Below are 12,038 nucleotides of genomic sequence, written 5' to 3' on the forward strand. Positions count from 1 at the left end.
ACCCGGGGGGCGGGGCCTCACGCCACCCGGGTCGCGCCCGCGAACGGCATCTCGTCGATCGGTGCCACGCGCACCGGTGCCGAGGGGTTCGGGGCGTGGATCATCCGGCCGTTGCCGATGTAGATGCCGACATGGCTGACGCCGGAGTAGAAGAACACCAGGTCGCCCGGCTCGAGCTCGGAGCGGGAGACGCGCCGGCCGGCGTCGATCTGGGCGTAGGTGGTGCGGGGCAGGGAGATCCCGGCGGAGCGGTAGGCGGCCTGGACCAGGCCCGAGCAGTCGAAGGCGTCGGGGCCGGTCGCGCCCCACACGTAGGGGCTGCCCAGCTTGGCGTAGGCGTAGGCGAGGGCCGCCGCCGCGCGGGCGTTCGGAGCGGCGACGGATCCGGCCAGCGACTGCCGGGTGCCGGCGCCCGACCGGGAGGCCCGTCCCGGGTCGGCACCGGTGAGCCGGCTGCGCTCCTCGGGGCTGAGCCGCGCCAGCAACTGCCGGGCCTCGCTCAGCTTGCCGGTGATGATCTTCTTCTGCCGTCGCAGCTCGTCCTGTCGTGACCGCAGCGACTTCAGCTCCGCCTGGGCGGCGCCGCGCAACCGCTCGATGTCCTGCAGTTGTCGGCGCACCTGGGACACGGCGGCGGCCTGCCGGTCGCCGGCCCGCTCCGCGAACTGCGCGTCGTCCAGGTACCGGTCCGGGTCGCTGGACAGGGCGAGCTGCCAGGCGGGGTCGATGCCGCCGTCGCGGTACTGCGCGGCCGCGATCGAACCGAGCGCGTCCCGGGCGGAGTTGAGCTTCCGCTGCTTGCGGGCGGCCTCGTCGCGCAGGGAGTTCAGCCGCCGCTGCGCCGCGTCCGCCTTCTCCTTGGCCCCGTCGTACTTCTCCGTGGCGGTCTCGGCCTCCTGGTACAGCCGGTCGACCTTGGCCTTCACCTGCCCCGGCGTCAGCTGCGGCTCGGCGTGGCCCGTCCCGTCGAAGCCCGTCGCGGTGGCCGCACCCGCCAGGGCGAGGGTGGCGGCCGCCCGGGCGGTATGGCCGCTGAGCGTGCGTTGCCGGGGCTTGCGGTGCGCTGCCACCTGGGCGGTCACGTCCTTCCGTGCGACTCGTACGACCGGGTGCGGTCGGTACGCCCGGCGGTGGCCCGCACAGGGGGAACGGGCCACCGCCGGGCCTTTCTCGGCGGAGGTGGCCGACGGCCGCCCCTGGCCCGGGCGGCGGTGGGGAGCCGGTCACCTGGGGGAGGACGCTAGGCCCGACGGTGACGGACAGGTAACGCGGTGTACGGAACTGGTGCCCGACGGATCGGATCGTGGCCGTATGTGACCGCCTGCGCGGTCCGGAGTCGTCCCCTTCACGCAGCGTGGTGACCGAAGCGCGGAAAGCGGGACGGGCGGGAGCGGTGGGGTGCTATGGGTCGCATATATGCAAGACCGGCCCCAGCGCGGTCGGCGTCCTCAGGGTGGCCCGGCTGGGGGCTCCCGGACGTCGTCCCCGGGACGGTGGCGGGAGTCCCGGCATGCGCTGACGGGTCGCCGTGCGCCGGCCGGCGGCCACGGCCCGGTGCCGCGGCTCCACCACGCCAAGGTCCCGGGAACGGCACCCTGCCGTCTCCAGGGCTGTGGGCGACGAATTAGGCTCCGGCCCCATGGACGTACTCATCCATCTCTTCGTCGGCCTGCACATCCTCGGCATCGCCGCGCTGCTCGGCGGTTTCCTCACCCAGATGAAGGCGATGGGCCAGGGCACGGCCCGCTTCGTCCCCGCAATGCTGCACGGCGCACTGACCATGCTGGTCACCGGCGTGGTCCTGGTCGGGCTCAACGAGGCCGGCGACCACCACGTCAACACGATCAAGATCGGCCTGAAGCTGGCGCTGCTGATCGTGATCCTCGGCCTGGTCTACGTCAAGCGCGACGAGGAGCGCGTCGACAAGGCGCAGTTCGGGCTGGTCGGGGCGCTGACCGCGGTGAACGTGTTCATCGCCGTGCTGTGGACCTGACGCTCGTCGCCCCCTTGACCGCCCCGGCGTGGGCGCCGAGCGCACCGGCGGCGACCCACAGCCACGCCCCCACCGCCACCCAGGTCAGCACGCGTCCCGGCCCGTGGAGCCACGGGACGCCCACGGCGGTCGCGACGGACAGCGTCGCCGCCGCCGTCATCCCCAGCGGGAAGACCATCGACCACCGGCGCAGGTCGTAGCCGAGCCGCGGCCGTGCGACCTCGGCGGCCAGCAGGACCAGACACCAGGCCAGGTCCAGGACGAGCAGCGCGACCGTCACGACGCGCAGCACGTGACGGTCGTCGCCGTCCCAGAGGTACATGCCGGCATCCCCGGCCACGAGCAGTCTGGCGCCGGCCAGCGCCGAGATGGCGAGCGCCCCGCCCGCGATCCAGTGGTCCCCGGCGCCCACCAGCACCTGTCGCGCGTCGAAGCGGGCCAGCGCGACGGCGTAGAGCACCAGACCCAGCCAGAACACCACGAGGGCCGTGTGCGCGAGCCACGGTGTGCGCGTGGCCGCGGCCAGCGTGGCCGCCAGTACGGCCGGCCCCTGTGTGGCCACACAACCCAGGAACACCGCGCCGGGCATGCGCCGCCCCCAGTGCCGTACGACGAGCAGGAGCAGCACCGGCCAGAGCAGCGCCGCGAGCGCCAGCAGCGCCTCGGCCAGGGTCTGCTGTCCGAGCGCCGACAGCCTCGTGCCCAGGACGGCGGTCGCGGCGACGGCGGTGAGCGACCCGGGGCTCCGGGCATCGTCCACCCAGCGCCGCCGGTCGACGGCCAGACGCAGCACGAAGTCGGCGCCCAGCGCGATCCAGCCGACCACCGTCAGTGCCAGCGCCGCCCGGGAGACCGTCTCGTAGCCCGCCAGATGCAGGCTGACCGACACGATGCCGGTCGCCATCACGGCGGCACCGGCGGCCGGTGGCCGGTCCGCCCACCACGCACGCAGACCTGGGATGCCGGGCATGCGCCCGATGCTAGGCAGTGGCACGGAGCCCGGGGCGCGGGGCACGCGCGCGTGGGGGCGAAAAACACCCGCATCCCGGGAGAGACCCCGGGCGGCGCCCGCTCGCTCAGGCCGGCCGCACCACGCTGCGGACGACCGAGTCGCCGCCGTGGTGGACGGACTCCTCGCGGACGTACGCGCCCGGGCCGGGGGCGTGGATCATCATGCCGTCGCCGGTGCAGAGGCCGACGTGCCCGAGGTCGTCGTGGAAGAAGATCAGATCGCCGGGGCGGGCCTCGGCCAGCGGGACCGCACTGCCGGCGCCGGCCTGGTCGCAGGTGCTGCGCGGCAGGGAGACGCCGGCGGACTTCCACGCGGCCTGGGTCAGGCCCGAGCAGTCGTAGGAGCCGGGGCCGCTGGCGCCCCACACGCACGGCTTGCCGATCTGGGCGCGGGCGAAGGCGACGGCCTTCTCGGCCCGGGTGACGCTCGAGGAGCCTGCCGCCGGACTCACCGCCGCACCCATCGCCGCGGCCTCCCGCTGCCCGCTTCGCTGGACGGCGGCGGTGCGTGGCTTCTCCGGCGCCGTCAGCTGAGACAGCAGCACGCGCGCGGTGGCGAGCTTTTTCTGGACGGCGGCCTTCGCGGCCCTCGGGTCGGACGGCGACTCGGCCCGCGTCCCGACGGGCGACGCGGCCGGCATCCGGTGCACGGCCGAGCCCGGAGCGCGGTGTTCCGCCTCGACCGGGGCCATGCGCACCGCGCTCGGGATGCGGTGTTCCGTCTCGGCGGGGGCCATGCGCGCCGTGGTCGTGATGCGGTGTTCCGATTCGGCGGGGGCCATGCGCGCCGTCGCTGGGGTGTGGGGCTGTGCCTCGGCCGGGGCCATGAGCCGCGCCGTGACCGGCGTGTGGGGCTGTGCCTCGGCCAGGATCGTGGGCTGTGCCGCGGGCGGGGCGTGGAGCGGCGCCTCCGTCGTGGCCATGGGGCGCATCCCAGCCGCGGCCTGGGGCTGCGGCCCCGCGGCGGCCCGGCGTTGCGACGGCAGGGGAGCCCGGGCGGGTGCCGGGGCCGGAGCAGGGCCGGAAACACCGTCAGCACCGTCAGCGGCCCGGTTCGGGGCGGCCCGTACGGCAGTCCGCGGGCCCCTGGTGGCCTGCTGGCGCTCGACCGCGCTCTTCACGCGGGAGGCGAGCCGGTCCATCACCCGGCTCGGGTCGAAGTAGTCGTGCGCGGCCTCCGGGAGCGCGTCGGGCTCGTCGCGCGGTCTGCCGAGCCGGCCCGCGCGCCGGGTGACCTCCTCCCGGAGGACACCTGCCCGCCCGCGCTGCCTGCCCGCGGTCTCCTCCGCCTCCTTCTCCGTCGCCGACTCCGCCCGGCGGTAGAGATCGTCGATCTTCTTCTCGATCTCCTCCAGGGTGGGCCGGCCGTGCCCGGTGGCGGGGGCGGCCTCGGCGGTCTGGGGGAGCAGGGCCACCGAGGTCAGTGCGGCGGTGGCGAGGGCGGGGGTGCGGATGCCCGCGCCCTGGGTCCCGGCGGGGCGCGGCTTGCGGTGCGACGCCAAGGGAGGCGACTCCTTCCAACGTGCCGCCTACCGGGTTAGCTGTCGGGTTCGGGCGGATGCTTCGGAAGGGTTGCCCTACGGCGTCGTCCCGGGCGGGAGTCGGCCGATTCACCCCAGGATCGGTGGGTCCCCGGCTCCGGGCACCGTGCGGGTGCACCGGACTCGGCGGAGGCCGCTCGACCCGGCGAGGTTCACCGGAGAGGGAGCGCGCGGCCTGACGGAAACCTAGCCAACTCGTGTGTCTCCTGTGAAGGTTGGTGTGCGGTATGTCCGATACATTTCCGTGACCTGAGGGCGGATTCACGCGCACGTGACCAGGCGCTTCCGCAGGGTGAGGAGTGGAACGACGCCCTCCGCGCGAAGTACGACAGCCTCCGCGCGAAGACGGCCTCTCCGGTGAACCGGCCGTGTTCCGGGGACGGGGACCGGTTGTCAGTCGGGCGCCCTAGACTCGGAGAGCGATGAGCAGCCTCTTTGACGACAGCTTCCTGGCGGACCTCCAGCCCCCCCGCGGGCGCGAGGAGGAGCCCCCGCCTCCGCCCGAGGACGATCACGCTCCGGAGCCGATTCCGGACGATCTGTTCGGCGGGAAGTTCGACGTGCCGCCGGACCGGGACGCGTACTACCGCGACGGCGCGCCGCGCCCGGCGATCGACTCGGCGGCGCTGCTGGAGGGGCTGAACGAGAACCAGCGCGCCGCGGTCGTGCACGCCGGCTCCCCGCTGCTCATCGTGGCCGGCGCCGGGTCCGGCAAGACCCGTGTGCTCACCCACCGCATCGCCCATCTGCTCGCCGAGCGCAACGTGCATCCGGGTCAGATCCTCGCGATCACGTTCACCAACAAGGCCGCGGGCGAGATGAAGGAGCGCGTCGAGCAGCTCGTCGGCCCGCGCGCGAACGCGATGTGGGTGATGACCTTCCACAGCGCGTGCGTGCGCATCCTGCGCCGCGAGAGCAAGAAGCTCGGCTTCACCTCCAGCTTCTCGATCTACGACGCCGCCGACAGCAAGCGCCTGATGGCCCTGGTCTGTCGCGACCTGGACCTCGACCCCAAACGCTTCCCGCCGAAGTCCTTCAGCGCCAAGATCAGCAACCTGAAGAACGAGCTGATCGACGAGGAGGACTTCGCCGCCCAGGCCGCCGACGGCTTCGAGAAGACCCTCGCCCAGGCCTACGCGCTCTACCAGTCGCGGCTGCGCGAGGCCAACGCGCTGGACTTCGACGACCTGATCATGACGACGGTCAACCTGCTGCGCGCCTTCCCCGACGTCGCGGAGCACTACCGCCGCCGTTTCCGGCACGTCCTGGTCGACGAGTACCAGGACACCAACCACGCCCAGTACGCGCTCGTACGGGAACTCGTCGGCACCGGAGAACACGGCGGGGACACCCCGCCCGGCGAGCACGACCTCCCGCCCGCCGAGCTGTGCGTCGTGGGTGACGCGGACCAGTCGATCTACGCCTTCCGGGGTGCGACGATCCGCAACATCCTCCAGTTCGAGGAGGACTACCCGGACGCGACGACGATCCTGCTGGAGCAGAACTACCGCTCCACGCAGACCATCCTGTCCGCCGCCAACGCGGTCATCGAGCGCAACGAGTCGCGCCGCCCGAAGAACCTGTGGACCAACGCCGGCCAGGGCGCGCGGATCACCGGCTACGTCGCGGACACCGAGCACGACGAGGCCCAGTTCGTCGCGGACGAGATAGACCGCCTGGTCGACGCGGGCGAGGCCAAGGCCGGCGACGTCGCCGTGTTCTACCGCACCAACGCCCAGTCCCGTGTCTTCGAAGAGGTCTTCATCCGCGTCGGCCTGCCCTACAAGGTCGTCGGCGGCGTCCGCTTCTACGAGCGCAAGGAGGTCCGGGACGTCCTGGCCTACCTGCGGGTCCTCGCCAACCCCGAGGACTCGGTGCCGCTGCGCCGCATCCTCAACGTGCCCAAGCGGGGCATCGGCGAGCGGGCGGAGGCGATGATCGACGCCCTCGCCCAGCGCGAGAAGATCAGCTTCCCGCAGGCGCTCAAGCGCGTCGACGAGGCGTACGGCATGGCCGCGCGCTCCGCCAACGCGGTCAAGCGGTTCAACACGCTGATGGAGGACCTGCGCACCATCGTGGAGTCCGGCGCCGGACCGGCCACCGTCCTGGAGGCCATACTCGAACGCACCGGCTACCTGGCCGAGTTGCAGGCCTCGACCGACCCGCAGGACGAGACCCGCATCGAGAACCTGCAGGAACTCGCGGCCGTGGCCCTGGAGTTCGAGCAGGAGCGCGGCGAGGGCGAGAGCGCCACGCTCGCCGACTTCCTGGAGCAGGTCGCCCTGGTCGCCGACTCCGACCAGATCCCCGACGAGGAGGACGGCGACGGCGTCATCACCCTGATGACCCTGCACACCGCCAAGGGCCTGGAGTTCCCGGTCGTCTTCCTGACCGGCATGGAGGACGGCGTCTTCCCGCACATGCGCGCCCTCGGCCAGACCAAGGAGCTGGAGGAGGAGCGGCGCCTGGCCTACGTGGGCATCACCCGCGCGCGGGAGCGGCTGTACCTCACGCGGTCGGCGATGCGCAGCGCCTGGGGGCAGCCGTCGTACAACCCGCCGTCCCGCTTCCTGGAGGAGATTCCGGCCACCCACGTGGACTGGAAGCGGACGGGGGCGACGGCCCCGGTGTCCTCCGGCCCGGCCTCCGGGATCGCGGCCTCGCTGTCCTCGACCCGCTCGCGCTCGTCGGCCTCGGGCGCGTCCGGTTTCGCCACGCGGCGGACCGCGGAGAAGCCGGTTGTCGCGCTGGCCGTCGGGGACCGGGTCACGCACGACCAGTTCGGGCTCGGCACGGTCGTCGCGGTGAAGGGGACGGGCGCGAACGCGGAGGCGACGATCGACTTCGGCGACGCCAAGCCGAAGCGGCTGCTGCTGCGGTACGCGCCGGTGGAGAAGCTGTAGCGCGCCGAGGGCGTGGCGAAAGCGTAGGGCAGCCGGGGGCGCGGCCCCCGGGCTCTACGTCGGATCGAGCCCGTGGCTGCGCAGCCACGGCAGCGGGTCCACGGCCGCCCCGCCCGCCGGGTGCACCTCGAAGTGCAGGTGGGGGCCGGTGGAGTTGCCGGAGTTGCCGGAGTAGGCGATCGGCTGGCCGGCCTTCACGGCCGTGCCGGGGGCGACGCGGTAGCTGGACAGGTGGCAGTACCAGGTCTGCGTGCCGTCCTTGGCGGTCAGTATCAGCATGTTGCCGTAGGCGCTGTTCCACTTGGTGGTGACGACGCCGTCCGTCGCGGCCATCACCGTGGTGCCGTAGCCGACGGGGAAGTCGATGCCCGTGTGCACGGACATCCAGTTCACGCCCGCCTGGCCGAAGTAGGCGCTGAGCCCCTTCTCGGTGACCGGGAGGACGAACTTGGGGCGCAGCCGCTCCTTGAGCGCGGCCTCCGCGGCCGCCTTCTTCTTCTCCAGCTCCTGCTGCGCCTTGAGGTCGATCCGCTCCTGGGTGCGGCTCGCCCGGTCGGCGAAGTCGTCGGCGCCGGCCGACAGGGTCCTGAGCTGGGTGTCGAGCTTGCTGTTGGCGACCGACGGCTTGACCGCGTGCGCGTCCGCAGCGGAGGCGGTGGTGTCCTTGCCGCCGTCGTCGCGCATCGCGCCGACGGAGGCCGCGGCGATCCCCGCCACGCCCATCACGCAGACCGAGGGCACGGCCACGGTCAGCAGCGCGGAGCGCTTGGCGGGGGTACGGCGCCGCGAACGCGCGGCGCCCCGCGCACCCGCACGGCTCACCGGAACCGGGGTGACCTCTTCCTGCTCCTCCAGCAGTTCGGGCACGGGGGGCAGTTCACCGGTCCGGGTCAGCTCGTCCTCGAGACCGTGAGGTTCACCGAATGCGGCGCCCTCGTAGGGCAGTTGCTCGAAGGCCGCGGTCGCCTGCGGGTCGCCGGCCTGCTCGAACGTGGCGGTCGCCTGCCGGCCGAACGGTTCGGCAACCTGCTCGGACCGCGCCGGCGCGGCCTGCCCGTCGGTGTTCCACTGCGTGGCGTCGTACGCACCGGTGTCGAAGGCCTGGGTGCCCCACTCCCACTGCTGGGTGGGGTCGGCGCCGCCGGACGGGCCGGGCTGCAGCCAGGCGTTCGCGTCCCACTGGCCGCTGACTTCGTTGCCCGTGGCCTGCCCGGGGACCGTCCAGGCCGTGGTGTCGTAGGCGCCGGTGCCGTAGCCGACGTGCTGCTGGGCCGCGTACGCGTCGTAGCCGGGGGGCCGGCCGGTGCCGGTCTGCCAGTGCGTGGTGTCGTACGCGCCCGTGGAATGCGTACCGCCCGGGAAGCTGCCGAAGAGCGGATCCGTGTCGAAGGCCGTGAAGGTGGCGGAACCGCCCGCGAAACCGGTGGCGTCGTAACCGCCGTACGTGGTGAAGTCGCCGTAGCCGGCTTCCTGAGCGCCGTATGACGCGTAGTGCGTGGCGGAGTCGTCGGAAGCCGCGGCCGGGGTGGTCATGGTCCCCGACGGGTGACGGTCGTTCACCAACTTCTCTTTCGCCTCGACAACAGGGGCTGCCAGAGCAGTGCGGCGACTGTACCCGGCGGTACGCGGGCGCGACAATCTTCAGCTGGTTTCGCGTGGGCCGGAAACGGGCATTCGGCGGTGTTTCGGGGCTGCCGGAGATGAGTTTGGGTTTGTGTTCGATGAATGTTCGATGCCGGGCGGCCGTACGGCGCCCGTGAAAGGGCTGTGCGGCGCCGCGCACGGACCGAGGCCCCCGTGCCACCGGGCGGGGTGGTGGCGACCGCGTTCGTGTCGTCGGACGAGTCGGCGGACGCCCTTGCCGGCAGGCCGCTCAGGCCACTGTCAGGCCCTCCGCGACCCTGTCCCCGGGACGCGGGGTGTCCAGCGCCTCGCGTATCCCGGCCGCGACGGCGGGGTGCACGGGCAGGGCGAGGTGCCCGATGCCGGTCACCCGGATGTTGTGCGCGTCGAGGTCGGGGTGCTCCAGGCAGGCGGACTCCAGCGGGTCCATCAGGGAGTCCAGGTCGCTCCAGAAGCTCACGAACCGCGTACGGCAGCCGGGCGCGGGCCGCGCCAGCTCCTCGATCACCTCCGAGCCGGGGCGCATCTGGCGCACGATCGGATGGGCGTCGGCCAGCGGCGCCACCCGGGTTCCGGCGTGCGGAGTCCCGAGGGTGACGAGCGTGCGCACCCGCAGGTCCCCGCCCAGGCACTGCACGTAGTACCGCGCGATCAGCCCGCCCAGACTGTGCCCCACGATGTCCACCTGGGTGCTGCCGGTGCGCTCGCAGATCTCCTCCACATGCCGGCCGAGCAGTTCGGCGGCCGTGCGGATGTCGCACGTCAGCGGGGAGTAGTTCAGCGACTCCATGCGCTGCCTGCCGTGCTGGGCCAGGTTGCGCCGCAGCAGCAGGAAGACCGAGCGGTTGTCGATGAAGCCGTGCAGCAGCACGACCGGCGGGCCGGGGCGGACCGGCAGCTGGGCGGTGCCGTCGCCCCCGGGCGCCGCGTCGCAGCGGTGCTCCTGGATCAGACCGGTCGGATACAGCAGGAGGTGCCCGGCCAGGATCGCGGCCTCCAGGGCGGTCGCCTTCAGCAGCGCGATGGACAGTCCGGCCAGTCTGCACGGCCACAGACGACGGCAGAGCGGGAGGAAGAAGAGTGGCAGTACTCCGGTGACCTTCATGGCCGACCTCCTGTCGGCACAGCGGAGGACGGCTCCATCCCCCGTGTGCCCTGATGTCCCACCGTGTGATTTCCCCCTCGCTGCGCACCGTAAAACTGCCGGTTGCGCGATGCTGGAGATAACGTTCGTTCACTTCGCGACGGGTGGCGGAACGCGCCAAAAGTGCGGTACTTGTCGTTACGTACGGAAGCGATCGCTTCCGGGGTCGTTTGATGGAGGCAGTGATGGGTGTGGCAGCCGGTCCGATCCGCGTGGTGGTCGCCAAGCCGGGGCTCGACGGCCACGATCGGGGGGCCAAGGTGATCGCGCGCGCCCTGCGCGACGCCGGAATGGAGGTCATCTACACCGGTCTCCACCAGACGCCGGAGCAGATCGTCGACACCGCCATCCAGGAGGACGCCGACGCGATCGGCCTGTCGATCCTCTCCGGCGCGCACAACACCCTCTTCGCCGCGGTCATCGACCTGCTCAAGGACCGCGACGCCGAGGACATCGTCGTCTTCGGCGGCGGCATCATCCCCGAGGAGGACATCGCGCCGCTGAAGGAGAAGGGCGTCGCGGGGATCTTCACCCCGGGGGCGACGACCGCGTCGATCGTGGAGTGGGTGCGGCAGAACGTCCGTCAGCCGGCCGCGTCCGGCGGCTGAGCCGGCGGGGAGGTGCGCGGGGGCCGTCGCTCCTGCGCGCCCGCCGGGCCGGGCGGGGCCAGTTCGGCGGCCATCGCCGCACGCAGGCGCAGCGTCGTGACGAGTCTGTGGAACGCCTCCGCCCAGTAGCCCCCGGCGCCCGGTGCCGCATCCTCCCGCTCGTCGGGCATCGCCAGCAGCGCCTCCAGCCGGGCGGCCTCCGCCGGGTCCAGGCAACGCTCCGCGAGCCCCATCACGCCGCTGAAACTCCATGGGTAACTCCCCGCGTCCCGGGCGATGTTCAGAGCGTCCACCACGGCCCGGCCCAGCGGCGCGGCCCACGGCACCGCGCACACCCCGAGCAGCTGGAACGCCTCCGACAGGCCGTGCGTCGCGATGAACCCGGCCACCCACTCGGCCCGTTCCCCCGGCTCCAGCGCGGCCAGCAGCTTGGCCCGCTCCGCCAGGGACACCGCACCCGGGCCGCCCGCCTCCGGCGCCGACGGCGAGCCGAGCAGCGCCCTGGACCACTCGGCGTCGCGCTGCCGCACCGCCGCCCGGCACCAGGCCGCATGCAGCTCGCCCTGCCGGCCGTCGGCCACCGGCAGCGCCACGATCTCCCGCGCCGAGCGCCCGCCGAGGCGCTCCCGCCAGGTGCCGAGCGGTGCCGCCTCCACCAACTGGCCGAGCCACCATGACCGTTCTCCTCTGCCCGCGGGGGGTGTGGCGACCACACCGTCCCGCTCCATGCCGGAGTCGCACTCGAGCGGCGCCTCCACCACGATCCCTGGCGAGTTCCCCGTGTGATCCAGGGCCACACATGCCCTGGCCCGCACGGCCATGCGCGCGGCGAGCGCGGATCCCGGCAGTGCCGACAGCAGCTCCGCCGCCGTCGCCCGCACATTGCGGCTGCGGTCGCGCAGCGCCTGCTCCAGGAACGGCTCGTCCGCGGCGGACAGGCCCGTGCGCAGCGAGTCCAGGAACATCAGCCGGTCCTCCGCCCGCTCCGTCGGCCAGGTCCCGGCCAGCAGGTCGCGGGCCGGTGCGGGAGTACGGGCCCGCAGCGCGCCCAGCAGGGCCACGCGCTCGGCGAACAGCCCTTCCCGCCACAGCCGGCGCACCGCCTCGGCGTCCGCGGGATCGGGCAGCGCCGCGCCCCCGCCTGGGGCCGAGCGCAGGGCGAAGCGCCAGTCGGGGTTGAGCCGGGCCAGCCACAGCGCCCGCGGACCCGCGAAC

General features: G+C 73.1%; 9 protein-coding genes and 1 riboswitch. Of the genes, 3 read left to right on the plus strand and 6 right to left on the minus strand.

Annotated features, from left to right (window positions below):
* Positions 1-17: 17 nt before the first annotated feature.
* Complete coding sequence (locus tag ACLU3S_RS20595; RefSeq protein ID WP_413953383.1) at positions 18-1,070, minus strand: NlpC/P60 family protein; 1,053 nt, start codon at positions 1,068-1,070, stop codon at positions 18-20.
* Between the two features lie 569 nt (positions 1,071-1,639).
* Here ACLU3S_RS20595 and ACLU3S_RS20600 point away from each other — a divergent pair.
* Positions 1,640-1,993 (plus strand): hypothetical protein, encoded by a 354-nt coding sequence (locus ACLU3S_RS20600; RefSeq protein ID WP_413953374.1) that lies wholly within the window; start codon positions 1,640-1,642, stop codon positions 1,991-1,993.
* Here ACLU3S_RS20600 and ACLU3S_RS20605 read toward each other — a convergent pair.
* A complete protein-coding gene (locus ACLU3S_RS20605) occupies positions 1,971-2,963 on the minus strand; it encodes a tellurite resistance/C4-dicarboxylate transporter family protein (protein WP_413953375.1) in 993 nt (330 codons plus the stop codon). The two genes, ACLU3S_RS20600 and ACLU3S_RS20605, sit on opposite strands and share 23 nt — an antisense overlap.
* A 106-nt stretch (positions 2,964-3,069) precedes the next feature.
* Complete coding sequence (locus ACLU3S_RS20610) at positions 3,070-4,506, minus strand: NlpC/P60 family protein (RefSeq protein WP_413953376.1); 1,437 nt, start codon at positions 4,504-4,506, stop codon at positions 3,070-3,072.
* A gap of 7 nt (positions 4,507-4,513) precedes the next feature.
* Positions 4,514-4,684, minus strand: a riboswitch (cyclic di-AMP (ydaO/yuaA leader).
* Between the two features lie 283 nt (positions 4,685-4,967).
* Here ACLU3S_RS20610 and pcrA point away from each other — a divergent pair.
* Complete coding sequence (pcrA, locus tag ACLU3S_RS20615; protein WP_413953377.1) at positions 4,968-7,448, plus strand: DNA helicase PcrA; 2,481 nt, start codon at positions 4,968-4,970, stop codon at positions 7,446-7,448.
* Positions 7,449-7,502: 54 nt separating this feature from the next.
* On the opposite strand, the gene ACLU3S_RS20620 is transcribed toward pcrA, so the two are convergent.
* Both ACLU3S_RS20620 and ACLU3S_RS20625 read right to left on the minus strand, forming a co-directional pair.
* Positions 7,503-9,008 (minus strand): M23 family metallopeptidase, encoded by a 1,506-nt coding sequence (locus ACLU3S_RS20620; RefSeq protein WP_413953378.1) that lies wholly within the window; start codon positions 9,006-9,008, stop codon positions 7,503-7,505.
* Positions 9,009-9,321: 313 nt separating this feature from the next.
* Positions 9,322-10,176 carry an esterase/lipase family protein gene (locus tag ACLU3S_RS20625; RefSeq protein ID WP_413953379.1) on the minus strand — a complete coding sequence of 285 codons (855 nt, stop codon included), beginning with the start codon at positions 10,174-10,176 and terminating at the stop codon, positions 9,322-9,324.
* Positions 10,177-10,400: 224 nt separating this feature from the next.
* Between ACLU3S_RS20625 and ACLU3S_RS20630 the strand changes: the two genes are divergently transcribed.
* On the plus strand, positions 10,401-10,823 hold the full coding sequence (locus ACLU3S_RS20630; protein ID WP_413953380.1) for a cobalamin B12-binding domain-containing protein: 423 nt from the start codon (positions 10,401-10,403) through the stop codon (positions 10,821-10,823).
* Here ACLU3S_RS20630 and ACLU3S_RS20635 read toward each other — a convergent pair.
* A partial coding sequence (locus ACLU3S_RS20635; protein ID WP_413953381.1) for a DUF5691 domain-containing protein occupies positions 10,799-12,038 on the minus strand: 1,240 nt, incomplete at its 5' end. The two genes, ACLU3S_RS20630 and ACLU3S_RS20635, sit on opposite strands and share 25 nt — an antisense overlap.

It is taken from the genome of Streptomyces sp. AF1A, from assembly GCF_047340315.1.
GTDB lineage: Bacteria > Actinomycetota > Actinomycetes > Streptomycetales > Streptomycetaceae > Streptomyces.